At 71.3% G+C, this 22,846-nt stretch carries 22 protein-coding genes and 1 pseudogene; 10 read left to right on the top strand and 13 right to left on the bottom strand.

From position 1 onward, the window contains the following. Window positions 1–14: 14 nt before the first annotated feature. A complete protein-coding gene (locus tag IEY86_RS10350) occupies window positions 15–629 on the bottom strand; it encodes a DUF1003 domain-containing protein (RefSeq protein ID WP_189131269.1) in 615 nt (204 codons plus the stop codon). Beyond that, the gene (locus tag IEY86_RS10345) at window positions 619–1,998 is read right to left on the bottom strand and encodes a magnesium transporter MgtE N-terminal domain-containing protein (RefSeq protein ID WP_189131268.1); all 1,380 of its coding nucleotides are present in this window, start codon (window positions 1,996–1,998) and stop codon (window positions 619–621) included. Before IEY86_RS10345 ends, IEY86_RS10350 begins: the two co-directional genes overlap by 11 nt. A gap of 175 nt (window positions 1,999–2,173) precedes the next feature. On the opposite strand from IEY86_RS10345, the gene IEY86_RS10340 reads away from it, so the two are divergent. Then, window positions 2,174–2,944 carry a hypothetical protein gene (locus IEY86_RS10340; RefSeq protein ID WP_189131267.1) on the top strand — a complete coding sequence of 257 codons (771 nt, stop codon included), beginning with the start codon at window positions 2,174–2,176 and terminating at the stop codon, window positions 2,942–2,944. Between the two features lie 98 nt (window positions 2,945–3,042). Then, on the top strand, window positions 3,043–3,786 hold the full coding sequence (locus IEY86_RS10335; RefSeq protein WP_189131266.1) for a hypothetical protein: 744 nt from the start codon (window positions 3,043–3,045) through the stop codon (window positions 3,784–3,786). 187 nt (window positions 3,787–3,973) lie between these two features. On the opposite strand, the gene IEY86_RS10330 is transcribed toward IEY86_RS10335, so the two are convergent. Next, window positions 3,974–4,489, bottom strand: coding sequence for a hypothetical protein (locus tag IEY86_RS10330; protein ID WP_189131265.1), 516 nt, complete (start codon window positions 4,487–4,489; stop codon window positions 3,974–3,976). Between the two features lie 142 nt (window positions 4,490–4,631). On the opposite strand from IEY86_RS10330, the gene IEY86_RS10325 reads away from it, so the two are divergent. Beyond that, window positions 4,632–5,615 (top strand): DMT family transporter, encoded by a 984-nt coding sequence (locus tag IEY86_RS10325; RefSeq protein ID WP_373286985.1) that lies wholly within the window; start codon window positions 4,632–4,634, stop codon window positions 5,613–5,615. On the opposite strand, the gene IEY86_RS10320 is transcribed toward IEY86_RS10325, so the two are convergent. Together IEY86_RS10320 and IEY86_RS10315 are read right to left on the bottom strand one after the other, a co-directional pair. Beyond that, window positions 5,569–7,320, bottom strand: a complete 1,752-nt coding sequence (locus IEY86_RS10320; RefSeq protein ID WP_189131264.1) for a phosphatidylglycerol lysyltransferase domain-containing protein — start codon at window positions 7,318–7,320, stop codon at window positions 5,569–5,571. The two genes, IEY86_RS10325 and IEY86_RS10320, sit on opposite strands and share 47 nt — an antisense overlap. A 233-nt stretch (window positions 7,321–7,553) precedes the next feature. Continuing rightward, window positions 7,554–8,681, bottom strand: coding sequence for a magnesium and cobalt transport protein CorA (locus IEY86_RS10315; protein ID WP_189131263.1), 1,128 nt, complete (start codon window positions 8,679–8,681; stop codon window positions 7,554–7,556). Window positions 8,682–9,252: 571 nt separating this feature from the next. On the opposite strand from IEY86_RS10315, the gene IEY86_RS10310 reads away from it, so the two are divergent. After that, the gene (locus IEY86_RS10310; protein ID WP_189131262.1) at window positions 9,253–9,849 is read left to right on the top strand and encodes a suppressor of fused domain protein; all 597 of its coding nucleotides are present in this window, start codon (window positions 9,253–9,255) and stop codon (window positions 9,847–9,849) included. Between the two features lie 53 nt (window positions 9,850–9,902). Here the strand turns inward: IEY86_RS10310 and IEY86_RS10305 are convergent, their stop codons facing one another. Continuing rightward, entirely contained in the window at window positions 9,903–11,153 is a 1,251-nt protein-coding gene (locus IEY86_RS10305; RefSeq protein WP_189131261.1) for an MFS transporter, read from the bottom strand. Window positions 11,154–11,342: 189 nt separating this feature from the next. Here IEY86_RS10305 and IEY86_RS10300 point away from each other — a divergent pair, with 189 nt between their 5' ends. The 3 genes from IEY86_RS10300 (at window position 11,343) to IEY86_RS10290 (ending at window position 13,711) form a co-directional block, all read left to right on the top strand. After that, a complete protein-coding gene (locus IEY86_RS10300; protein WP_189131260.1) occupies window positions 11,343–11,981 on the top strand; it encodes a DUF6758 family protein in 639 nt (212 codons plus the stop codon). Window positions 11,982–12,118: 137 nt separating this feature from the next. Then, on the top strand, window positions 12,119–12,976 hold the full coding sequence (locus IEY86_RS10295; protein ID WP_189131259.1) for a PHP domain-containing protein: 858 nt from the start codon (window positions 12,119–12,121) through the stop codon (window positions 12,974–12,976). A gap of 117 nt (window positions 12,977–13,093) precedes the next feature. Further along, on the top strand, window positions 13,094–13,711 hold the full coding sequence (locus IEY86_RS10290) for a MarC family protein (protein WP_189131258.1): 618 nt from the start codon (window positions 13,094–13,096) through the stop codon (window positions 13,709–13,711). Between the two features lie 166 nt (window positions 13,712–13,877). On the opposite strand, the gene IEY86_RS10285 is transcribed toward IEY86_RS10290, so the two are convergent. Continuing rightward, entirely contained in the window at window positions 13,878–14,030 is a 153-nt protein-coding gene (locus tag IEY86_RS10285; protein ID WP_189131257.1) for a DUF8834 family protein, read from the bottom strand. Between the two features lie 278 nt (window positions 14,031–14,308). On the opposite strand from IEY86_RS10285, the gene IEY86_RS10280 reads away from it, so the two are divergent. Continuing rightward, a complete protein-coding gene (locus IEY86_RS10280; RefSeq protein WP_189131256.1) occupies window positions 14,309–15,316 on the top strand; it encodes an NYN domain-containing protein in 1,008 nt (335 codons plus the stop codon). A gap of 157 nt (window positions 15,317–15,473) precedes the next feature. On the opposite strand, the gene IEY86_RS10275 is transcribed toward IEY86_RS10280, so the two are convergent. Together IEY86_RS10275 and IEY86_RS10270 are read right to left on the bottom strand one after the other, a co-directional pair. Continuing rightward, the gene (locus IEY86_RS10275) at window positions 15,474–16,337 is read right to left on the bottom strand and encodes an alpha/beta fold hydrolase (protein WP_189131255.1); all 864 of its coding nucleotides are present in this window, start codon (window positions 16,335–16,337) and stop codon (window positions 15,474–15,476) included. A gap of 170 nt (window positions 16,338–16,507) precedes the next feature. After that, a pseudogene (locus IEY86_RS10270) lies at window positions 16,508–18,297 on the bottom strand (DEAD/DEAH box helicase). A gap of 328 nt (window positions 18,298–18,625) precedes the next feature. On the opposite strand from IEY86_RS10270, the gene IEY86_RS10265 reads away from it, so the two are divergent. Beyond that, on the top strand, window positions 18,626–19,345 hold the full coding sequence (locus IEY86_RS10265) for a ferritin-like fold-containing protein (RefSeq protein WP_189131254.1): 720 nt from the start codon (window positions 18,626–18,628) through the stop codon (window positions 19,343–19,345). Between the two features lie 233 nt (window positions 19,346–19,578). On the opposite strand, the gene IEY86_RS10260 is transcribed toward IEY86_RS10265, so the two are convergent. The 4 genes from IEY86_RS10260 to IEY86_RS10245 form a co-directional block, all read right to left on the bottom strand. Beyond that, window positions 19,579–19,860, bottom strand: coding sequence for a hypothetical protein (locus IEY86_RS10260; protein WP_189131253.1), 282 nt, complete (start codon window positions 19,858–19,860; stop codon window positions 19,579–19,581). Between the two features lie 229 nt (window positions 19,861–20,089). Beyond that, complete coding sequence (locus tag IEY86_RS10255; RefSeq protein WP_189131252.1) at window positions 20,090–20,317, bottom strand: DUF3107 domain-containing protein; 228 nt, start codon at window positions 20,315–20,317, stop codon at window positions 20,090–20,092. A 170-nt stretch (window positions 20,318–20,487) separates the two neighbouring features. Continuing rightward, on the bottom strand, window positions 20,488–21,183 hold the full coding sequence (locus tag IEY86_RS10250) for a TetR/AcrR family transcriptional regulator (protein WP_189131251.1): 696 nt from the start codon (window positions 21,181–21,183) through the stop codon (window positions 20,488–20,490). Between the two features lie 148 nt (window positions 21,184–21,331). Then, the gene (locus IEY86_RS10245) at window positions 21,332–21,559 is read right to left on the bottom strand and encodes an Rv3202a family protein (RefSeq protein ID WP_189131250.1); all 228 of its coding nucleotides are present in this window, start codon (window positions 21,557–21,559) and stop codon (window positions 21,332–21,334) included. Window positions 21,560–21,856: 297 nt separating this feature from the next. On the opposite strand from IEY86_RS10245, the gene IEY86_RS10240 reads away from it, so the two are divergent. Beyond that, the gene (locus tag IEY86_RS10240; protein ID WP_189131249.1) at window positions 21,857–22,846 is read left to right on the top strand and encodes an alpha/beta fold hydrolase; all 990 of its coding nucleotides are present in this window, start codon (window positions 21,857–21,859) and stop codon (window positions 22,844–22,846) included.

The raw sequence follows: 22,846 nt of genomic DNA, 5'->3' as shown, positions 1-22,846 counted from the left end.
AACGATGGTACGACCTACTCGTCGGAGTCCATGTGGGCGTCCACCCGGCGGCGGTTGTCCTCAAGATCCTTCAGCAGTCCCTGGAGTTCCGAGCGCAGGTAGTCGCGGGTCGCGACCTCGCCCAGCCCCGTGCGCAGGGCGGCGATCTCGCGGGTGAGGTACTCGGTGTCGGCGATGGCCCGCTCATTGCGGGCGCGGTCCTGTTCGAGGTTGACCCGGTCGCGGTCGGCCTGGCGGTTCTGGGCGAGCAGGATCAGCGGCGCCGCGTAGGAGGCCTGGAGCGACAGGGCCAGGGTCAGGAAGATGAACGGGTACTCGTCGAAACGCAGCGGGGCGGGCGCCGCGACGTTCCACACGATCCACACCACGACGACGACGGTCATCCAGACCAGGAAGCGGCCCGTGCCGATGAACCGGGCGATCCTCTCGGACAGACGGCCGAACGCCTCGGGGTCGTAGCTGGGCAGCTGGAGCCAGCCGCCGCGGGGCGTCCTCGGCTGGTCGAGACGGGCCCGGCGCGAAAGCGTGCGCGAGGGTGTGCTGCCGCTGCCCCTCTGCGGCGGGGAGCGGCGTCCGCGCGGTGGCTCGGCGTGCGGCGGACGCAGGCGGTCGTCGCGGTCAGCGGGCATCCGCGGGTCCCCGATCGTTGGGGCGGCGGGTGCCCCTGGCGGTGCCGGTGCCGCCGGGGGCGCCGCCCTCCCTGCCGGTGCCCGGCCCGGCGGAGCGCCGGCGATTGAGGAACTGCTCTCCGCCGTGAACCCCGGACTCTCGCCAGTCCTCGGGCAGGAGGTGGTCCAGGACGTCGTCGACGGTGACCGAGCCCAGCAGATGGCCGTCCTCGTCCACGACCGGGGCGGCCACCATGTTGTAGGTGGCCAGATAGCTGGTCACGAGCGGCAGGGGGGTGTCCGGCGGCAGGGGCTGGAGGTCGTCGTCGACCATCGCTCCCACCAGCGTGAACGGTGGATCGCGCAGCAACCGCTGGAAGTGGATGATCCCCAGGTATCTGCCGGTGGGCGTCTCGGTCGGCGGACGGCAGACGTAGACCTGGGCGGCGAGCGCGGGGGACAGATCGGGGTCCCGGACACGGGCGAGCGCGTCGGCGACGGTCTCGTCCGGCTCCAGCACGATCGGCTCGGTGGTCATCATGCCGCCGGCGGTGTACTCGGGGTAGGAGAGCAGCCGCCGCACCGGCTCCGCCTCCTCGGGCTCCATCAGTCCCAGCAGCCGCTCGGCCTCGGAGTCGGGGAGCTCGGAGAGCAGGTCGGCGGCGTCGTCGGGGTCCATCGCTTCGAGGACGTCGGCGACGCGCTCGTCCTTGAGCTTGCCGATGATCTCCACCTGGTCGTCCTCGGGCAGTTCCTCCAGCACATCGGCGAGCCGCTCGTCGTCGAGAGCGGCGGCGACCTCGACGCGGCGCTTGGACGACAGATGGTGCAGGACGTTCGCGAGGTCGGCGGGGCGCAGCTGCTCGAACGTGGCGAGGAGGTTGGCCGCGCCCTGCCCCTCCTCGGGGAGGGAGAAGCCGGTCACGGCGGACCAGTCGACGGTGAGGGTCTCGCCCTTGCGGCGCAGCGGGCCCCCCTTGCCGCGGCGCACGAAGACCTTGTCGATGATCCAGTCGCGGCCGCGCGGAACCCGGCTCATGGCCACGTCGAGGACGGTGACCTCCTCGCCGGTCTCCACCAGCTTCACCCGGCGGTCCAGCATCTCCCCGAGGACGAGGGTCTCGGTCGGCCTCTGTTCGAACCGGCGCATGTTCAGCACACCGGTCGTGATCACCTGGCCGGACTCCACGCCGGTCACCCGGGTCATGGGCAGGAAGATCCGGCGTCGGCTGACCACCTCGACCACGAGTCCCAGCACCCGCGGGGGAAGGGCTCCCGGGCGCAGCATGGCGACGACGTCGCGCACCCGGCCCACCTGGTCGCCGTTGGGGTCGAAGACCGCGACGCCCGAGAGGTGGGAGATGAACACCCGCGGGGCGCCCGAGCTCATGCCAAGCCCTCCTCGATGCCGTCGCGGAGCAGTATTCCCAGGCTAGCGGCGGGTGGGGGGCCGGGCCCGGCGGGACGGTCCGTTCGGGCAGCCCCGCCCGACGGGCCTGTCGGCACCCCCGCTACCGTGCGGTACCTTCTTGAGCCGCACCGCCAGCGACCCACCACGCCGGAGGATGAACGACGTGATCCCGCGATCCCGGTACGCACTTGTCGTAGGTTCCGGCTGCGCCCTCGCGGGGGTGCTGCTGAGCGGCTGCGGCGGGGAGAAGGATCCGGACGCCGGGACGAACGGGGTGGGCAGGCTCGCCCCGGACAGGATCGAGGCGAAGACGCGGGCGGCGGCCGAGAGCGCGAAGTCCGTGCGCATGGCCGGGACGGTGGTCAGCCAGGGGAAGAGGTTCCGGCTCGACATGCGGCTGAAGGAGGGCGGCGGTGTCGGCCAGGTCAGCAGCGGGGGGAGCACCTTCGAGCTGCTGAAGGTGGGCAAGGATCTCTTCCTCAAGGCGGACGGCGACTTCTACCGCGGCCACAAGAACGGCGCGGGTGGCGCGGCGGGTGGCAAGGGCGACGCCGCCGCGAAGCTCGAGGGCAAATATGTGAAGGTCCCCAGTGAGGACCCGTCGTACAAGAAGCTCAGCGGCTTCACTGATTTGAAGGTGCTGCTGGACGGGTTCTTCGTGCTCGACGGCGAGCTGGCCGAGGGCGACCACGGCACGGTGAACGGTCGGCGGACCGTGGCGCTGACGGCCGACGGCGGCAGGGGCGGCACGGTCGAGGTGGCCCTGGAGGGGGAGCCCTATCCCCTGCGCTACAGCCGGGCGGGTGGGGCGGGGACTCTCGAACTGAGCGACTACAACAAGGACTTCGAGCTCAAGGCGCCCGATGCCAAGCACATCGTGGACTACGGCGAGCAGATCTCCGGCTCTGGACAGCCCGGCCAGTAGGCGGCTACGGGGCCTTCCGCTTGCGCGTATAGGGTCCACAGTCGAGGGGCCGACTTCGGAAGGTGCGGGTGGGGCAGGTGCGTTCAGGTGTGGGCCGCATGGCGGCAGCGGCGACTGGTGCGGCACTGACCGCGGCGGGGCTCGCCGGCTGTGCCGCGGGCGAACCGGCGACGCGTCCGTGGACGCAGCCCAAGTCCGAGGCGTACGCGACGAATCCGCCGACGGGCAGCCCGGTGCGCGACCTGACGGCGAAGCGGGCGCTGGAGGAGGCCGTGGCGAACACGGCGGAGGCGTCGGTGCACGTCCGGGGCAGTGTCACGGACGGGTTGGGCCGGAGCTACCGCATCGACATGCGCTTCGGGCAGTCGGGGAGCGGGAGTTCGGGGACGATCTCGGCGGGGGAGAGCACGGCGCGGGTGCTCCGGGTCGGTGACGAGGTGTGGATCAAGGCGCCGTACGACTTCTGGGCGGCGGTCGGGGGCAGCAACTTCGCGGCGGAGTACCGGAACAAGTACGTCAAGGCGCCGGTGGACGTGGTGTCGTTCAAGGGGCTGATAGCCAACACGTACGCGGACAAGCTGATCGCGCGTCTGACGAAGGGCGCCGGCGCTCCGGCGAAGGGCAAGGAGCAGTCCGATCTGGACGGCCGCCCGGCGGTCCCCCTCCACACCAAGGCGACGGGGGGTTACGGCGGCACGGTCTGGGTCTCGGCGGACGGCGCCCCGCAGTTGCTTCGCATCGAGACAGCGGGAACCGCCCCGATCTCGGGTTCGATCGACTTCGTCGACTACGGCAAACGCTACGAACCGGTCCCCCCCAGACCAGAACAGGTAGCGGACTAGGCCCAAGCGGCGCGGGGGCGGGTCGGGGGTACGGGACACCGCCGACCCACCCGGTCCGCGCAGTTCGATTCGCCGCCCGGCGGGGCGACCGCCGGACCAGCGGCGGCGGCCCGCGGTCGGCAACGAGAACCGCTGCCCGGCCGGGCAGCCGTCAGGGCCCGCGGCGCCGGGGCCGCCGCCCGGCGGTTCAGGGCTTGCGACCGCGGCGGGTCAGGAGGCGGGGGAGGGCGGCTGGGGCGGGGCGGCGGGTGGTGGCGGCGGAGGCCACGGGAGGGGCCGCGTGGGCCGAGGAGGGCATGGACTGGGGGCCCTCCGCCAATGGGCCCGTCGGCTCGAGGCGCAGCACCCGGGACTGCGATGCCCAGCGCTCGAGAAGCGTGTCCGTGTCCGGAGCGTTCAGGCGCTTGCCCTTCAGCTCCTCCACCGCCGCCTTCCATCCCTCGCTGCCCGGCGACGGCTCCACCACCCGCGCCGGCCAGCTCACCAGCCGCCCGCCCTTGTCCTTGCTGCGCACGGTGACCGCCGTCTCGGCGCCGTCCTGCAGCCCGTAGAGCGGTTGCTCGTCGCCGTCGCCCACCACGTGGACGGCTCCGTCGTGCCATACGTGCCACAGTGCCCGCTGGGATCCGTCGGGAACGCGGACCCACACGAGCCCTGACTTCTTCGCGGACTCCTCCACGAGCGCCTGATCGACCGGTGTCATGCCCGCAGGGTACGCGGACTCCCGGCAGCCCGCCTCGAAGGCCGTCTCAGCAGGTGATCAGGACAGTTCCTTGGGCCTGCCAAGCCCCTTACGCTGACCCTGTACCACCGCGCTCACCCACGAGACCCACCCGAGGAACGCCGTGCCCGCCGTCCCGACAGGCTCCCCCGCCCCCGCCGCCCTGCGCGGCGGTCCCCCGCCGACGAAGGACCCCGGCCACGACCCCGGCCTGCACTCCGCGCCCAAGATCGACCTGGCGCTGCTCGCCGTCGCCATCGCAGCGGTCTCGCTGTCCGCCCCGCTGATCGCGGCCACCGCCGCCCCCGCCCTCGCCATCGCCTTCTGGCGCAACGCCATGGCCGTCGGCGTCCTGACCCCCGTCGCCCTCCTGCGCCACCGCGAGGAACTGGCCCGGATGGGCCGCCGCGCCGTCCTGCTGTCGATCGCCGCCGGTCTCCTGCTCGCCCTGCACTTCGGCGTCTGGCTGCCGAGCCTGCACATGACCTCGGTCGCCTCCTCCACCGCCCTGGTGACCACCACCCCGATCTGGACCACCCTGCTGCTGCGCCTGCGCGGGCGGCGTTCCCCCGCCCTGGTCTGGACGGGTACGGGCGTGGCGTTCGTCGGTGTGCTCATCCTCACCGGCGTCGATCTGTCCCTTTCCTCCCGAGCCCTCGCCGGGGACGCCCTGGCGCTGGCGGGCGGTATGGCCGCCGCCGGCTATGTGCTCCTCGGCGCCGAGGTCCGGCGCACCGTCGGCACCGTCGCCTACACCCTCGTCTGCTACGCCACCACCGCGGTGCTGCTCTGCGTCACCTGCGTGGCCCTGCGCCAGGCGCTGGCGGGCTATTCCGCCGAGACCTGGCTCAAGCTCCTCCTGCTGACGGCCACCGCCCAACTGCTGGGCCACTCGCTGTTGAACCGCGTCGTGCGCAGCCTCGGCCCGTCGGTCACCTCGACCGCGATCCTGCTGGAGACCCCCGGCGCCGCCCTGATCGCCGCCCTGTGGCTGGGGCAGATGCCGCCGGTCGCCGCCTACCCGGCGCTCGCGGTGATCCTGGGCGGTCTCGCGACGGTGATCAGCGCGGACCGCCGCCGCGCCGCGACAGCAGACTTGGCGGGGTGACGAACCCCTCGGCCCTGGCGCTCGCCAGACCGATCCTCGGCAGGGACGCGCTCTTGTCGAACAGCAGGTAGCGGGGCTCCCAGATCGGGCGGTACTTGGCGTTGGCCCGGTACAGCGACTCGATCTGCCACCAGCGGGAGAAGAACAGCAGCGCGGCCCGCCACATCCTCAGCACCGGTCCCGCGCCCAGCCTGGCGCCCCGTTCGAAGACGGACCGGAACATCGCGAAGTTCAGCGAGACCCGCTTCACCCCCACGGCGCTGGAGTTCTGGATCAGATCCAGGACCATGAACTCCATCAGGCCGTTCTCGGAGTTGCGGTCGCGGCGCATCAGGTCCAGCGACAGCCCCTTCGTCCCCCACGGGACGAAGCTCAGCAGCGCCCGAAGCTTCTTCTCGCCGTCGTAGCACTCCACCATCACGCACTGCCCGTCGGCCGGGTCGCCCAGCCGCCCCAGCGCCATGGAGAAGCCCCGCTCGGTCTGGCCGTCGCGCCACTGGTCGGCCCGCTCCAGCAGGACCGCCATCTCCTCCTCGGGGATGTCCGCGTGGCGGCGGACGACGGTGGTGTATCCGGCCCGCTGGACCCGGTTGTACGCCTGCCGGACGCCTCGCATCGCACGGCCCTCGAGGGTGAACTCGGCGACCTCGACCACGGCCTCGTCACCGAGTTCGAGGGCGTCGAGGCCATGCCTGGCGTAGACCGTTCCGCCCTCCTCGCTCGCCCCCATGACCGCGGGTATCCAGGCGTGTTCGCGGGCCTCGGCCAGCCATGCCTCGATCGCGCCCGGCCACGCCTCGACATCGCCGATCGGGTCGCCGGAGGCCAGGCTGACCCCGCCCACCTCGCGGTAGGTGACGGCCGCCTTGCCGCTGGGGGAGAAGATGACCGACTTGTCGCGGCGCAGCGCGAAGTAGCCGAGCGAGTCCCGCCCGCCGTGCCGCTCCAGCAGGGAGCGCAGGCGCCCCTCGTCCTCCTCGCTCAGCAGCTCCTTGCCGCGCGGAGAGCGGAAGAGCGCGTAGAGGACGAGCAGGAGCAGGGCGAGGCTGGTGAGGTTGATCGACAGGTCCACCCAGTGCGGCACATGCAGCTGCGGGAAGTCGTCGGTGCGGATCAGGGTGACCATGCGCAGGACGACGAACATGATCCGGTCGTTGACGTCGGCCTTGTCCGGGCCGACCGCCGTGACCAGCGTGGTGCCCACCAGGACCGCGATCGCCGCACCCGCGCCCAGGACGTACGAGGCGAGCAGCGGGTTGGTGCGGTCGCCCTTGGCGTAGAACTCCCTGCGCCCCAGGACGGTGAAGACCAGGACGGCCAGCGAGACCGCCGTGGAGGCCCAGTTGAACGGGTGCTGGGAGTAGTCGTGGTAGCACAGCGCCCACACCGACAGCGCGACATAACCGCCCACCAGCCCGGTGACCGTGATCCACGCGGCGTTCTTGCGGCGCCGCAGCATCATTCCGAGGAAGATCGCTGCGGCGGCCGAGCTGAACCCCGCGAAGAACATGAACGGGGTGAAGTACTGGCCGCTGTTGTGGTGGTCGACCTGGTTCCGCAGCGAGATGGAGACGCCGCAGACCAGGTTCAGCGCGCCCACGACGCGCAGATACCACACGGGCACCGCCGCGCTGCGCCGAGCGAGCTTCGAGCAGCGGCGCGGAAGGAGTTCGCGTCGCCGGGGGCTGTTGTCGGTATTGGTCATTTCGCCCTGCTGGACCTGGCTGATCACGGATTAGCGGTTTTGTTTGCATGCCGCCAGAGGTGATGACGCAGCACCAGGCGTTACGGTTGCCTCCGCTCGAGGAGGACTATAGACCCGCCCGAGGCGGTTGTACCCCGCCGGAGGGGGCCCGGGGAGCCCGGCCGGACTCCGCGCGAGCCCGGCCGGCCCCGCCGGAGCGGCGACCGGCCCCGCCGGAGCCGGGCCCGACCCCGCTAGAGCCAGCCGTTGCGCCTGAAGCCGCGGTGGATGACCACACAGATCATCACCGTGGCGGCGAGAACGGCAGGGTAGCCGTAGCGCCAGTGCAGCTCGGGCATGTGGTCGAAGTTCATCCCGTACAGCCCCGCGATCATCGTGGGGACGGCGAAGATGGCCACCCAGGCACTGATCTTGCGCATGTCCTCGTTCTGCGTGACCGTCACCTGCGCGAGGTTGGCCTGGAGGATGGAGTTCAGCAGCTCGTCGAACTGGACCACCTGCTCGTTCACCCTGGCCAGGTGGTCGGCGACGTCCCGGAAGTACTTCTGGATGTCCGGGTCCACCAGCCGCATCGGGCGCTCGGAGAGCATCTGCATCGGCCGCAGCAGCGGGGAGACGGCCCGCTTGAACTCCAGCACCTCGCGCTTGAGCTGGTAGATCCGCCCCGCGTCGGCGCCCCGCCGCTTGGCGGCTGCGCGCGCACCCGTGCGCGCGGGCTGCGCGGCGACGGGGGAGAAGACCTCGATCTCCACCTCGTCGATGTCGTCCTGCACGGCCACGGCGACCGCGAGGTAGTCGTCCACCACCTGGTCGGCGATGGCGTGCAGCACCGAGGAGGGGCCCTTGGCCATCAGCTCGGGGTCGCCCTCGAGCCGGTGCCGCAGCGAGCGCAGCGAGCCGTGCCCGCCGTGCCGCACGGTGATGACGAAGTCCCGGCCGGTGAAGACCATGATCTCGCCGGTCTCCACGACCTCGCTGGTGGCGGTCAGTTCGGCGTGCTCGACGTACCGGATGGTCTTGAAGACGGTGAAGAGGGTGTCGTCGTAGCGCTCCAGCTTCGGGCGCTGGTGGGCGTGCACGGCGTCCTCGACCGCCAGCGGGTGCAGGCCGAACTCCGCGGCGATCCCCGCGAACTCCTCCTGGGTGGGCTCGTGCAGGCCGATCCACACGAAGCCGTCGCCGCTGCGCCGCACCTCCTTGAGGGCGTCGCCCTGCCGGCAGTGCTCGCTCAGCCGGCGCCCGTCGCGGTAGACGGCGCAGTCCACGATCGCGCTGGAGCGCGGGTGGACGGCGGTGCGGGGAAGGTGGTCGCGCCGGAAGGCGGGGCGGACCACTGCGCGCAGGTCGCGGATCATCGACATCGCAAGCTCCTTCGCGGGGCAGGCCGACGCGGGCCGGGACGCGGGGTCCCGGGCGGCGGCTCATCGCCGGGTGTACTGCTGGGGCGAAGCGGAGGGAGCTCTGCCGTCATGGGTTTCCCGGTCCGGGCACAGGCAGGCCCGGGGAAGGGGAAACGCTCACGCTCGAGAGGCGCCCGCCGGGGTCGGCGGGGCCAAGCACGACATGGGGAGGCGCTGGGGGCGACGCGGCCGCCGACCGGGCCGGGGGGCCCGGAACGGGAACGGCGACGTCCTGCGGGGGATCAGATCAGCGCGCGGAATGCCGGACGGGAGAGCTGCCGGTACTGCACGGTCGGCTTGGATCCATTGCAGCCCCACCTCCCTCGGCCGTTCCCCGCTGGGGGATGTCCTTCGAGCCCGATGTCCTCGAACTCCCCGTACCTGCCGTGACCTCGGAGTCCTGGCGGTGTTTCAGACGGTGTGTCAGGACACTCGCAACCGGGCCGACAGTCAACGGTACCAGGAAGATGTTTCGGCCACTGCGAGGGTGGGGATTAAAGGCTGTTCGGCTCTCTCCGCATAAGCTCACCCCATGGGTGACGACGTACTCACGCTGGTGGAAGCCCGCCTGGCCTCGACGTTCGGCGAGCCGGCGGGCCGCGCGGCCGTGACGTTCCTCGGCACGGAGCGCATCGAGGTGCTGCGCTTCACCGAGTCCGCGGCCGACGGCTCCGCGCTGGTGCGCTACGCCACCCTCGGCATGTCGTACCGGCCGATGAACGATCCCCTCGCGGCCGTCGCCGACCCCGTGCGCGGCCCGCGCGCCGAACTCGTGCTCACCGTCAAGGGCGGCCGTGACGAGGTGCTGCGCCCGCTCGCCGTGCTGGCCGCCTCCCCGCAGGTCGAGGGCCTGGTGGTGGCGCCGGGCGCCTCGCTCGACATCGGTGAACCCCTCTGGCCCGACGCCCCGTTCTCGGCCGTGCTCGTCGCCGAGCCCGGCGGACTGGTCGAGGACCTGGAGCTGGACGCGCCGGCCGATCCGGTGCGCTTCCTGCCGCTGCTGCCGATGACGGCCAACGAGGCCGCGTACAAACGGGTGCACGGCGCCGCCTCCCTCCAGGAACGCTGGCTGCGGCACGGTACGGACCTGCGCGATCCCGCGCGCCGCACCGTCCCGCTCGACGATTGAGCGGACCGCTCGACGCGTGCTCGGCGCCTGCTGGACGCGGGGTCGACGCCTGCTCAGGCGGTGGTCGTGGCGGGCTCGGCCGGAGCCCGGGTCCCGTCGGTGCCCCGCTGCCGCGCCTCGACGTGCTCCTTCGCGTCGTGCGTGAGCTGTGCGCGCCGCACACCGACGATGGCCGCCGCCACGGCACCGGCGCCCGCCGCGACGAGGAAGACCGTCTCCGCACTCGTGTGACTCTCGATCTTCGGTGCGAGGAAGGGCGCCGCCGCGGCGGCGAACCAGCGGACGAAGTTGTAGCCCGCCGAGGCCACCGGGCGCGGCGCGTCGCTGACGCCGAGGGCGAGTTCGGTGTAGACGGTGTTGCTCATGCCGATCAGGGCGCCGGAGGCGACCGTGCAGGCCACGGCCGTCGTGTGATCGCCGTAGCCGAGGACGACGAGGTCGGCGCAGAGCAGCAGCAGGCTGCCGACGAGGACCTTCAGCGATCCGAACCTCTCCTGGAGCCTCGGAGCGACCAGGACCGAGAAGACCGCCAGCAGCACACCCCAGGCGAAGAACACCGCGCCGGAGCGGTACGGGCTCATGTCGAGCACGAACGGGGTGAACGCCAGGATCGTGAAGAACGCGTAGTTGTAGAAGAAGGCGCTGGCCGCCGCGGAGGCGAGCCCGCCGTGCCCGAGGGCCTTGACCGGGTCGAGCAGTGACGTCCTGCGCGCGGGCCTCGGCTGCTCCTCCAGGAACAGGCTGATGGCCAGGAAGCCGATCGCCATCAGCGCGGCGGTGCCGAAGAAGGGGTAACGCCAGCTCATGTCGCCCAGGACCGCGCCCACCAGTGGGCCGCAGGCCATCCCGAGGCCGAGCGCCGACTCGTAGAGCAGGATCGCCGCGGCGCTCCCGCCGGTGGCCGCGCCGACGATGACGGCGAGCGAGGTGGACACGAACAGCGCGTTGCCCAGGCCCCAGCCGGCGCGGAAGCCGACGAGTTCGCCGACGGAGCCCGAGGTGCCGGACAGACCGGCGAAGACCACCACGAGTACCAGGCCGGCGAGCAGGGTGCGGCGTCCGCCGACGCGGCTGGAGACGAAGCCGGTCACCGGCATCGCCAGGGCCGTGATGAGGAAGTAGCTGGTGAACAGCAGAGAGACCTGGCCGGGTGTGGCGTCCAGGCCCTTGGCTATGGAGGGCAGGATCGGGTCCACCAGACCGATGCCCATGAAGGCGACGACGGCCGCCCCGGCCGTCGCCCAGACCGCGAGGGGCTGGCGCAGAAGGCCGCCACTGCCCTTGTCGAGGGGATCGTTGGTCACGGGGTTTGCCTCCCTGGTCGTCGGCGGGCCGATGCACCGCTGTGTGGTTGCCGCCCGAACACATTACCTTAGCTAAATTAACTAGTGCAACACACATGTATATCTGCGGCGAATATTCCCGCCCCCCGACGCTCCGAAAAGGTGATCGTCCTTGACGCAAGGGACGGTTCGGGAGGACCGTTGGGCGTTATGAGGGGCGAACCCAGTTGCCCGAAGTGCGGTGGCCGGGTCAGGGCGCCCGGTCTCTTCTCGGATTCCTGGCAGTGCGACGTACACGGGTCGGTGTACCCGCTGCAACCGGTCGTCCCGCCGAGCGTCGAAGGCCTCGGGGTCGTCGTGAACCGGTCCCGTGTCCCCGTCTGGATGCCCTGGCCGCTCCCGGTCGGCTGGCTCTTCACGGGCGTGGCGTACGCGGGTGACGATGTGTCGGGTGGCCGTGCGAGCGCGGTGGCCTGCTCGGGGCCGAGCCCGCTGGGCGGCCCCGGAGAGCTCATCCTCGTCGCCGAGGAACTCGGTGTCGGCCTCGGTGCGCACTACGCGGGCGTGGACGGCCCCGACCCCGGCCCCTATCTGAATGTGGACGCCCCCGCCCAGGCCAAGGTGCTCGCGGCCGGGCGCCCCACCCCGCTGTGGCTGGTCAAGGGCGCCCCGACCGACCGTGCCGTCTTCGCCGGAGAGGCCTGCGGCATATGGCTGTGGGCGGTTGTCTGGCCCGAGCAGTCCGGGCTCCTGCTCTACGACGAACTCGTCCTCACCGACCTGCGGGACGCCGGCGCCGAGGCGGACCTGCTCCCCTGCGGAGCCCTCTCCCCGCGAATCCTGTCCTGACCCCCGCCGCGGCAGGACGGCTCCCGGCCCCGCGTGGCTTCGGGCCCGGTGCTCCCGTCTCCCGGCACCCTGGCCGGGTCCGCGCCCGGCGTTATCCTGGGGCGACCCCTCACCGTCCCGAGCCTGGAGCCAGCGCCGTGCGCATCGACCTGCACACCCACTCCACCGCTTCGGACGGCACCGACTCCCCGGCCGAACTCGTCCGCAACGCCGCCGGTGCCGGTCTCGACGTCATCGCCCTCACCGACCACGACACCGTCGGCGGGCACGCCGAGGCCGCCAAGGCGCTCGCCGAGCTGGACGCACCGCTGACGCTGGTCACCGGGGCCGAGCTGTCCTGCCGGGTCGCGGGGGTCAGCATGCATATGCTCGCCTACCTCTTCGACCCCGAAGAGCCCGCGCTCGCGCATGAGATGGACCTCGTCCGCAACGACCGCTTCCGCCGCGCGGAGGCCATGGTCGAGCGCTGCCGGGAGTTGGGCGCACCCATCACCTGGGAGCAGGTGCGGCGGATCGCCGGGTCGGGTTCGGTCGGCCGCCCGCACGTGGCCACCGCGCTGATCGAGGCGGGCGTGTGCGGCAGCATCGAGGACGCGTTCACCCCGGAGTGGATCGGGCCGGGCGGGCGCGCCTACGTCAGCAAGCACGAGACCGACCCGTTCGAGGCGGTCCGCCTGGTCAAGCAGGCCGGAGGCGTCACCGTCTTCGCCCACCCCGCCGCCGTCAAGCGCGGCAAGGTCGTCCCGGAGAGCGTCATCGCCGAGCTGGCCGCCGCCGGCCTCGACGGCATCGAGGTCGACCACATCGACCACGACGCGCCCACCAGGGAGCACCTGCGCGCGCTGGCCGCGGACGCGGGGCTGCTGACCACGGGGTCCAGCGACTACCACGGCAGCCGCAAGACCGTGCCGCTCGGGGAGAACACGACGGACCCCGAGGCCTTCGACGAACTGGTCCGCCGTGCGACGGGAGCCTCCCCGCTGACCGGCCGATAGCGCCCGCCCCTCCTTCCCGACCAGCGCTCCCTCGCCACCGCGGCCCCCGCTGCGCCCGCCGCCGCTCCGCGCGGCAGTCCCCGTTCAGCACCACCACTTGAGGCAAGTCCCGCACCGATGAACTTCTTCGACGTCACCGTCTTCGGATCCGTCTTCCTCACGCTCTTCGTGATCATGGACCCGCCCGGGATCATCCCGATCTTCCTCGCACTCACCAGCGGCCGTGCCACCAAGGTCCAGCGCCGGATGGCGTGGCAGGCGGTGCTCGTGGCGTTCGGCGTCATCTCCGTCTTCGGCATCGCGGGCCAGCAGATCCTCGACTACCTGCATGTCTCGGTGCCCGCTCTGCGTGTCGCCGGCGGTCTGCTGCTCCTGCTCATCGCGCTCGACCTGCTCACCGGCAAGGCCGACGAGCCCACTCAGACCAAGGACGTCAATGTCGCCCTGGTGCCGCTGGGTATGCCGCTGCTGGCGGGCCCCGGTGCCATCGTGACCGTCATCCTCGCGGTGCAGAACGCCGGCGGCTTCGGCGAGCAGGCCTCCGTCTGGGTCGCCATCGCCGCCATCCATGCCGTGCTGTGGCTCACCATGAGGTACTCGCTGGCCATCATCCGGGTCATCAAGGACGGCGGCGTCGTCCTGGTCACCCGCCTGTCCGGCATGCTGCTGTCCGCGATCGCGGTCCAGCAGGTCGTCAACGGCATCTTCGAGTTCATCAGGAACGGCCCCTCCTGACCCTTGGGCGGCCCCTCACCCACCGCGTCGCGATGCGCGGGGCAGTCGGGCGCAGTCGGGCGCAGTCGGGCACCACGTCGGCTCGCCCGGGCGGGCATGGCCGAAAACAGCCGAAGCGCCCCGCGTCGGACGCGGGGCGCTTCGAAGTCCGGGTCACGCGTGCCGATCACGCCGCCGAGGCCTGGAGAGGCCGGATGTACAGGCGCTGGCCGGTCGCGGCCGCCTGCTGAACGAGCTCGTCAACGGTGGCGGCGTCCGCAACAGTGCGGTCGACGGCGGCCCCGTCGGTGTCGTTCAGGCGCATGATCTCGAAGTCCATGTACTGCTCCCTTCGTCTGCGGTCTCCCACAGTGGTGAACCACTGCGTCGGAGCGGTTGCCCGACCGTTAAAGGTAGATTGCGCGGTTTACCGGCAGCGGGCCGCGCCGGGTAGGCCATTGCGGTGACAATGAACGTACAAGCAGTAACGGTCGGTGCATCCACAGTTCCCAACCGATGTAGGAGAGAAAATATTCCGTACGCTAAGGAAAATTCTTGACTGCCTAATGAATCCGGCGGCTTGTGGCACCCCAGGGCAGCCCCGCAGAATGGCCGGACATGAACCATGCGCGACACGACGACGCCCCCTCCGCCGTCGCCACCGATCCCGGCACCGAGCCGGTCACCGACCAGGTGACGGCCATCCGCCGCGAGCTGGTCGAGACCAACGACCTGCTGCGCCGCGTCCTGGCCGAGGTGGCCACGACGCCGTCCACCCACGCCGTGTTCGTGGACGCCGGGTATGTGTACGCGGCCGCCGGGCGGCTCGTGGTCGGCACCGAGGACCGCAAGGCGTTCGACCTCGACGCCGAGCACCTCATCGAGGCGTTCATCGACAAGGCGCGCAAGATCTTCCCGGACAGCAGGCTGCTGAGGGTCTACTGGTACGACGGCGCCCGCCAGCGCGTCCCCACGGTCGAGCAGCGGCAGATCGCCGAGCTGCCGGATGTGAAGGTCCGCCTGGGCAACCTCAACGCCCACAACCAGCAGAAGGGCGTCGACTCCCTCATCCGCGGCGACCTCGAGTCCCTGGCCCGCCACCGCGCCATCAGTGACGCCGTGCTCATCAGCGGCGACGAGGACCTCGTCTCCGTGGTCGAGGCCGCGCAGGGGTTCGGGGCTCGGGTGCACCTGTGGGGCATCGAGGCCGTCTACGGCAAGAACCAGGCCGACCCGCTGCTGTGGGAGGCGGACAGCCAGCGCACCTTCGACCTGGAGTTCTGCAAGCCGTATCTCACCCGCCGCCCGGTACGCACCGCGCCGCCCGGCTCGGTCAGCGGGCCCTACGGCTACATCCCCTCGTCCTCGGCCGGCGGGCAGGGCCCGGTGCCGACGCGTGAGGACGTCCGGTTCGTCGGAGCACGTGTGGCCGCCCAGTGGCTGGCCACCCGGGGCCGGGACAACCTCGCCGACCTCCTCCCCAACCACCCGTTCCTGCCCGGCACCATCGACCAGGAGCTGCTGGTCGAGGCCGAGGGCATGCTCCAGCACTCGCTGCGCGGCCATGGCGATCTTCGGCGGACACTGCGGGACGGCTTCTGGGAGCACCTTCAACAGCAGTTCTGAGAGCCGGCGAACGGCGCTGAAGCGTCTCGGCGCCGAGGACTCCGATCGCTCCGAAGGCTCCGATCGCTCCGAAGGCTCCAAGGCTTCTAAGGCTCCAAGGCTCCAAGGCTTCTAAGGCTCCAAGGCTCCGAACGGCGCTGAGAGGGCTGAACCGCTCCTAGCGCACGCTGTCCCAGAAGGCGACCAGCGCCGACGCGGTCTCCGCCGGGTACTCGGCGTTGGGGGAGTGGCCCGCGTCCGGGATGACCGCGCGCAAGGCGCGCAGCCGCCGGGCCATCTCGTCAAGCCAGGGCACCGGCCAGGCGTTGTCGGTCCCGCCCGAGGCCACCAGCACGGGGATGTCGACCTCCGCCAGCTCGTCCACCCGGTCCGGCTCGGTGAGCAGCTGCCCGCCCACCGCCATCAGATGCTCGGGCACGGTCGCCAGCCAGCGGCGGTGCAGGAACTCCTCGATGACCGGATCGGAGGTCGGCGGGGTCTCCTCGGGCGCGTCCAGATCCGCCTTGGCCTGCCAGATGGACTCCATGTCCATCAGGGGAATGGCGTCGAGGAGCATCCGCACCTTGGCCGCGTCACCCGGCTCGATGGCCGCGGGGCCCGAGCTGAGCAGGGTCAGCGAGGCCCAGCGCTCGGGACCGTGGTCGATCACGGCGGCGCGGGCGACCAGCCCCCCGAACGAGTGGCCCAGCAGATGCACGGGACCCCGCTCGGACAGGGCGTCGGTGAGGGCGAGCAGGTCGAGGACCAGCTCACCGCGGGCGTAGGCGCTCTCGTCCCGGGGCCCGCCGGTCTCGTACTGCCCGCGCTGGTCGACGGCCACCACCCGGTAGCCGGACTTGGCCAGCGGTTCGAGCAGCGCGATGAAGTCCTCCTTGCTGCCGGTGAACCCGGGCACCAGCAGCGCCGTCCCCCGTGGCTGTCCGGGCGCGGCGGCCTCGTGCGCCGCGAACACCCCTCGGGAGGTCTCCACGGAGCGTGCGTGGGCGAGTCCGGGCAACTGGAGGAAGGGCGGCGAACTCATGGGGCAGAGGCTACGCGAAGCGCCCCCCGGCACGGGTGGAGTGCCTGTTAACACCGGACACCGAACGGCCGGACCTTCCCGCGGTGGGGAGATCCGGCCGTTCAGTGGCTGTTCGCCTCGGGCCCTGGCGGGCCGCCGTCAGGCCCTCTCGGGCCCCCGCCGCGACCCGCTCACACCTCGGCGGCCGTCGCCGCGTCCGAGGAGCCGGTGCCACGACGGGTACGGCGCCTGCGGCGGGGAGCCCTGGCCTCCTCGGCGGCGGACGGGTCCGCGGTGCCGGCGTCGGCCTGGGCGTCCGGGGTCTGCTCGGCCGCGGCCTGTGCCTTCACCGTGCTGCCACCGCGGGTGCGGCGGCGGGCGCGGGGGGCCTTGGGCTCGTCCGGCTCCTCGGAGGCAGGGGAGCCCGTGGGTGCCGACTCGACGGACGGGGCCTCGGTGGCCTCGGCCGTGGGAACGACGGTGCCGTCCGCGGGCACACCGCCGCGGGTGCGGCGGCGCTGCCGGTTGCGCTTGGGGCGGGCGCTGTCCGCGGTCTTCTCGGCCGGGGCGGAGCCGCCACCGCGCTTGCGGCCGCGGCCACCGGTCTCGCCGAGGTCCTCGACCTCCTCCGCGTCCAGACCCGCACGGGTGCGGTCCGCGCGGGGGAGTATCCCCTTGGTGCCCTCGGGGATCCGCAGGAGCTCGAAGAGGTGCGCGGAGGTGGAGTAGGTCTCCTCGGGCTCGTTGAAGCTGAGCTCCAGCGCCTTGTTGATCAGCTGCCAGCGGGGGATGTCGTCCCAGTCGACCAGCGTGATCGCGGTACCCGAGGCCCCGGCGCGGCCGGTGCGGCCGATCCGGTGCAGGTACGTTTTCTCGTCCTCGGGCGTCTGGTAGTTGATGACGTGCGTGACGCCCTCGACGTCGATGCCGCGAGCGGCGACGTCGGTGCACACCAGCACGTCCACCTTGCCGTTGCGGAACGCGCGCAGGGCCTGCTCGCGCGCTCCCTGGCCCAGGTCGCCGTGGACGGCGCCGGAGGCGAAGCCGCGCTGCGCCAGCTGGTCGGCCACGTCGGCGGCCGTGCGCTTGGTGCGGCAGAAGATCATGGCGAGGCCGCGGCCCTCCGCCTGGAGGATGCGGGCCACCAGCTCCACCTTGTCGAGCGAGTGCGCCCGGAAGACGTGCTGCGTGGTGTTCGCCACAGTGGCGCCCTCGTCGTCCGGCGCGGTGGCGCGGATGTGCGTGGGCTGCGACATGTAGCGGCGGGCGAGGGAGATGACCTGGCCCGGCATGGTCGCGGAGAACAGCATGGTCTGGCGCTTGGCCGGGAGCAGCTGGATGATCTTCTCGACGTCGGGCAGGAAGCCCAGGTCGAGCATCTCGTCGGCCTCGTCGAGGACGAGCGACTTCACCGTGGACAGGCGCAGCTTCTTCTGGCCGGCCAGGTCGAGCAGGCGGCCGGGGGTGCCGACGACCACGTCGACGCCCTTCTTCAGCGCCTCGACCTGGGGCTCGTAGGCGCGGCCGCCGTAAATGGCGAGAACCCGCACGTTGCGCACCTTGCCCGCGGTCAGCAGGTCATTGGTCACCTGCTGGCACAGCTCGCGGGTCGGCACCACGACGAGGGCCTGCGGGGTGTCGGTGAGCTGCTCGGCCGACGCGCGGCCCGCCTCGACGTCGGCGGGGACCGTCACACGCTCGAGGAGCGGGAGGCCGAAGCCCAGTGTCTTGCCGGTGCCGGTCTTGGCCTGGCCGATGACGTCGCTGCCGCTGAGGGCGACGGGGAGGGTCATCTCCTGGATGGGAAAGGGACTGGTGATGCCGACGGCCTCGAGGGCCTCGGCGGTCTCGGGGAGGATCCCCAAGTCTCTGAACGTAGTCAGGATGCTATGCCTCTTCTGTGAGACGCGGCATGCGTAGCGGCGAGGGGGGTCAGGCACCCGTCGTCGGGTACTGACCGCGCGCCGGGCACGGGCCTCATCCAGCTGTGTGCCGGAACATCGGGCCTCGCGCCGCGCGGCGCCGGCCTCATGTGCCACCGGCGTCAGCCGGAGGTGTCACAGGGCACGGCCCTCGCGATGCCGCGAGCGGGCCCCTCCTGCCCGTTGGCGGGAGGGCGGTCGGTCCGGAGCCGATCGGGCCACCGACCGGGCATCCGCATTCATGCGATCACCCGCCGAATCCGGCGGGCTTCTTTACCACTGTACCCCGGCTTGGCGCATCTGCACCCGATCAAGTTTCGCCACCCCCTGCTCACGGGCTTGTGCGGGGTGGTTCCCCGGGGGTTCCGGCGCACTACAGTGCGCTGCATGGACACGCCTCAGGAGAACGCCGACTCGATCACCTCCCTGGACTGGGAGAAGGCCGCCGCCGACCCGCAGTACCGGGCCGCCGTCGTGGACCTGCTCGGCGCGCTGGCCTACGGAGAGCTGGCCGCGTTCGAGCGTCTTGCGGAGGATGCCAAGCTCGCCCCCACGCTGGACGACAAGGCCGCGCTCGCGGCGATGGCGTCGGCGGAGTTCCACCACTTCGCGCAGCTGCGGGACCGGCTCGCCGCGGTCGGTGCCGAGCCGACCGAGGCCATGCAGCCGTTCGCCGCGGCGCTGGAGGAGTTCCACCGGCAGACCGCCCCCTCCGACTGGCTCGAGGGGCTGGTCAAGGCATATGTGGGCGATGCCATCGCCAGTGACTTCTACCGAGAGGTCGCCGCGCGCCTGGACACCGACACCCGGGCGCTCGTCCTCGCGGTGCTCGACGACACCGGGCATGCCTCGTTCGCCGTGGAGAAGGTGCGGGCCGCCATCGAGGCCGAGCCGAGGGTCGGCGGCCGGCTGGCGCTGTGGGCGCGGCGGCTGATGGGTGAGGCGCTCAGCCAGGCGCAGCGGGTGGTGGCGGACCGTGACGCGCTGTCCACGATGCTCGTGGGCGGGGTGGCGGGAGGATTCGACCTCGCGGAGGTGGGCCGGATGTTCACCCGGATCACCGAGGCGCACACCAAGCGGATGGCGGCTCTCGGCCTGGCGGCCTGATCCCCGGCTCCCCGGAGGTGCCCTTCTCCCGGCGTCCCCTTCTCTTTTCTTTCTCTCTCGTTCTTTCTCTCGTTTTCTCTCGGGGTCCGCTTCCCTCGAGATCCATGCCTCCCGGGCGCTGTGTCTCCCGAGGGGCATGGGGGGCTGTGTCCCGGAGTCCCCGGGGTGTCCCGGAGTCCCCGGGGTGTCCCGGGATCTGCCGGGTCCACGTATTCCGAGGTCCTACGAGTCCTTCAGGCGCGAGCGGGGCCCGCGCCCGCTGGCGGGCGGGCGCGGCCCTTGGGCTTGATCAGCAGTGTGACGAGGGCGACAGAGACGGCCGCGGCGAGGGCGAAGGTGATCGGGGCGTGGCCTGCCCCGAAGACGGTCCTGGCCACCCAGCCGCCCAGCAGCGCGGCACAGGCGCCCGTCCCCGACACCAGGAGCGGGGACGGCAGCCGGTCGGCCAGCGCGCGCGTCGCGCCGAACGCGACGGCGATGCCGATCACGGCGAAGCCGATGGTCTCCAGCAGCATGGCCACTCTCCCGCGGGCGGATCAAAACGGTCGTACCGGTACTACCCCCGCGCGACGCCGAGTACGCCCGGCATCGGATGAACAGCCTGTTCCCCCACGGCGAACGGCGCCCGTCCCCGGTGTTGACCGGAGGCGGACGCCGTCCCACATCCTCGTGACTCGCCCCTGTACGGATCGCCGCGGGATCGCACGCGGGCCGCAGCCCTGGACGGAGCTGGAGGCCCTGGAGCTAGAGCGCGCCGAAGCCGACCTTGCGGACGGCCTGCTCGCCGATCTCGACGTAGGCGAGGCGGTCGGACGGGACAAGGATGCGTCGCCCGTGCTCGTCGACCAGGGTGAGCAGTCTCGTGGTCCCACCGAGAGCATCGGCGACGGCACGCTCGATCTCCTCGGCAGACTGCGAGCTCTCGAGAGCGATCTCGCGCGGCGCGTGCTGCACGCCGATCTTGACCTCCACGGCTATGTCCCTCCGACGGTCAGTGGATGCGCACCGTTGCGCGCCGTACGGGGGAAAGACTAACTGTGACCGGCGACGTCCGTGCTCGCGGTGTGTACGCCGGTAGCGAAGCCGCGGTCCCGTGCCGGGGCGGTTCGCCGACCGGCCCGGCTCAGTGCCCCGAGCCCGGCTCAGTGCCCCGGGTCGGCGTTGTGCCCCGGGTCGGCGTTGTGGAGCGGGTCGGCGTTGTGGAGCGGGTCGGCGTTGTGGAGCGGGAAGCCGGCGATACCGCGCCAGGACAGCGACGAGATCAGCTTGGCCGCGGCGTCCCGGGGGAGCTTGCCCTCGCGAGAGAGCCAGTACCGGGCGGTGATCTGCGCCATGCCGCACAGACCGGTCGCCAGCAGCATCGACTCCTCGGCCGGGAGGTCGGTGTCCTCGGCGATGACCTCGCTGACCGCCTCCGCGCACTCGACGCTGACCCGGTCGACGCGCTCGCGCACCGCGGGCTCATTGGTCAGGTCGGACTCGAAGACGAGCCGGAAGGCGCCGCCCTCGTTCTCCACGTAGGCGAAGTACGCCTCCATGGTCGCCGCGACCCGCAGCTTGTTGTCCGTGGTGGACGCGAGGGCCCCGCGCACCGCCTGGAGGAGGGCCTCGCAGTGCTGGTCGAGCAGGGCGAGGTAGAGGTCCAGCTTTCCGGGGAAGTGCTGGTACAGCACCGGCTTGCTGACGCCCGCGCGCTCCGCGATGTCGTCCATCGCCGCGGAGTGGTACCCCTGGGCGACGAACACTTCCTGGGCGGCGCCGAGAAGCTGGTTGCGGCGCGCACGGCGTGGCAGGCGCGTGCCGCGCGGGCGCGCCTCGGTGTCCTCTATGGCCGTCACGCCGCCTCCTAGGGGAAATTCGCTGAACCGCGAGCTCTACGTGCTCTGGGCGCCATCGTACTTTTGGGTAACCGCAGTGTGGGAAGCGCGGGCGCAGAATCTCACGTGGTGGAACTTGTTGGAAGCGGACAAATCTGCCGCAACCCCCTCAGCCCCGGTACTCCTCGTCGTCCAGATCCACCACGCGGTGCTGGTCCGCGGCGTCCGCGGGATCCGCCTCGGTCGTCTCGTCGATCGCGAGCGGCTCGTCGCCATGCGGGAAAATCTCCAGGTGCTGCTCGGCGGCATCGGCCTCGGGCGCCTCGATGCCGACCTCCACGAGCTCGATCTCGTCCTCGAACGCCTCCGGCTCGGTCGGGTCCGTGATGTCGGACATGGTCTGCCTCCCGTGTCGGCGACGTACGTGGGCCGTGGTGCCCTCTTTGAGCGTAGGACGATTGAGCGTAGGACGATGCTGCCCCGGCCGACGGGGTGCCACACGCCCCTTTCTCGCCCGATCCGTCCCGTTCCGTGACGCCATGGCCCGAGGCTGTGAGTGCGAACACACGGACACTCATCTATATCGTCTCGTAACATTGGCCCCGCAGCACCCGCGTGGTGATCGTTCCACTTCGATCGGAGTCACATGAATTCCGATCGGACCCGATCAGAGTTCGAGGAGATGGTCCGACTCATGGCTTCGACCGAATCGCCGACCGAGGCGCACGGTTCGACAGCTCCGGTGGACACTCCGACCACGCTCGCCGACGACCCCGCGGCGCCGCAGAGCCTGACCATGGTTCCGGTGCCGGGTGCCACCCTCGCGGTGCGGGCGCAGCGGCCGAGCCGGGAGGGGCTGGAGCCCGCGCTGTTCGTGCACGGTCTCGGCGGGTCCTCGTTGAACTGGCTGCCGCTGATGGAGTTGCTCAAGGACCGCGTCGACGGCGAGGCGGTCGACCTGCCGGGCTTCGGCCACTCCCCGCCGCCGGACGACAGCGACTACACGCCCGAGGGTCTGGCCGGGGCCGCCATCCGCTACATGGAGGCCTCCGGGCGTGGCCCCGTCCACCTGTTCGGCAACTCCCTCGGCGGAGCCGTCACCGTCAGGATCGCGGCCACCAGGCCCGATCTGGTCCGCACTCTCACCCTGATCTCGCCAGCCCTGCCCGAGCTCCCTCCGAAGCGCTCGGCCCTGCCGACGGCGCTGGTCGGTCTTCCGGGTGTGCCGGCGCTCTTCGTCCGCGCGACACGCGGGTGGTCGGCCGAACGGCGCGTAAGAGTGACGATCGAGACCTGCTACGGCGACCCGTCGAAGGTCACCGAGCAGGAGCTGGCCGCCGCTGCGCGGGAGTACCAAAGGCGGGTTGAGCTGCCCTATTTCTGGGATGTGATGGCCCGTTCGATGCGCGGGGTCGTCACCTCGTACCTCGCCGCAGGGCGTGACTCGCTATGGCGACAGGCCGAACAGATTAAAGTGCCGGTTCTTCTCATTTATGGAGTTCGTGACAAACTCGTCTCATATCGCATGGCTCGGCGCGCTTGCGCCGTCTTCAGCGACGCACGGCTTCTGGTTCTGCCGGACTCCGGGCACGTGGCGATGCTTGAGCACCCCGAAGTGGTGTCCCGCGGAGTCAGGGAACTACTGGGGGCCGACGACCTCAAACCTAGTTCGGGCAGGAGTTGA

The sequence above is a fragment of the Wenjunlia tyrosinilytica genome, from assembly GCF_014646055.1.
GTDB lineage: Bacteria > Actinomycetota > Actinomycetes > Streptomycetales > Streptomycetaceae > Wenjunlia > Wenjunlia tyrosinilytica.
The sequence above is the reverse complement of the archived record's forward strand: the minus strand, read 5'-3'. Positions and strand labels throughout refer to the sequence as shown.

Bases quoted from the DNA above. Each gene is read 5' to 3' on its own strand.
- IEY86_RS10350 (WP_189131269.1), bottom strand. From the start codon at position 629: ATGCCCGCTGACCGCGACGACCGCCTGCGTCCGCCGCACGCCGAGCCA.
- IEY86_RS10345 (WP_189131268.1), bottom strand. From the start codon at position 1,998: ATGAGCTCGGGCGCCCCGCGGGTGTTCATCTCCCACCTCTCGGGCGTC.
- IEY86_RS10340 (WP_189131267.1), top strand. From the start codon at position 2,174: ATGAACGACGTGATCCCGCGATCCCGGTACGCACTTGTCGTAGGTTCC.
- IEY86_RS10335 (WP_189131266.1), top strand. From the start codon at position 3,043: ATGGCGGCAGCGGCGACTGGTGCGGCACTGACCGCGGCGGGGCTCGCC.
- IEY86_RS10330 (WP_189131265.1), bottom strand. From the start codon at position 4,489: ATGACACCGGTCGATCAGGCGCTCGTGGAGGAGTCCGCGAAGAAGTCA.
- IEY86_RS10320 (WP_189131264.1), bottom strand. From the start codon at position 7,320: ATGACCAATACCGACAACAGCCCCCGGCGACGCGAACTCCTTCCGCGC.
- IEY86_RS10315 (WP_189131263.1), bottom strand. From the start codon at position 8,681: ATGTCGATGATCCGCGACCTGCGCGCAGTGGTCCGCCCCGCCTTCCGG.
- IEY86_RS10310 (WP_189131262.1), top strand. From the start codon at position 9,253: ATGGGTGACGACGTACTCACGCTGGTGGAAGCCCGCCTGGCCTCGACG.
- IEY86_RS10300 (WP_189131260.1), top strand. From the start codon at position 11,343: ATGAGGGGCGAACCCAGTTGCCCGAAGTGCGGTGGCCGGGTCAGGGCG.
- IEY86_RS10290 (WP_189131258.1), top strand. From the start codon at position 13,094: ATGAACTTCTTCGACGTCACCGTCTTCGGATCCGTCTTCCTCACGCTC.
- IEY86_RS10285 (WP_189131257.1), bottom strand. From the start codon at position 14,030: ATGGACTTCGAGATCATGCGCCTGAACGACACCGACGGGGCCGCCGTC.
- IEY86_RS10280 (WP_189131256.1), top strand. From the start codon at position 14,309: ATGAACCATGCGCGACACGACGACGCCCCCTCCGCCGTCGCCACCGAT.
- IEY86_RS10275 (WP_189131255.1), bottom strand. From the start codon at position 16,337: ATGAGTTCGCCGCCCTTCCTCCAGTTGCCCGGACTCGCCCACGCACGC.
- IEY86_RS10265 (WP_189131254.1), top strand. From the start codon at position 18,626: ATGGACACGCCTCAGGAGAACGCCGACTCGATCACCTCCCTGGACTGG.
- IEY86_RS10260 (WP_189131253.1), bottom strand. From the start codon at position 19,860: ATGCTGCTGGAGACCATCGGCTTCGCCGTGATCGGCATCGCCGTCGCG.
- IEY86_RS10245 (WP_189131250.1), bottom strand. From the start codon at position 21,559: ATGTCCGACATCACGGACCCGACCGAGCCGGAGGCGTTCGAGGACGAG.
- IEY86_RS10240 (WP_189131249.1), top strand. From the start codon at position 21,857: ATGGCTTCGACCGAATCGCCGACCGAGGCGCACGGTTCGACAGCTCCG.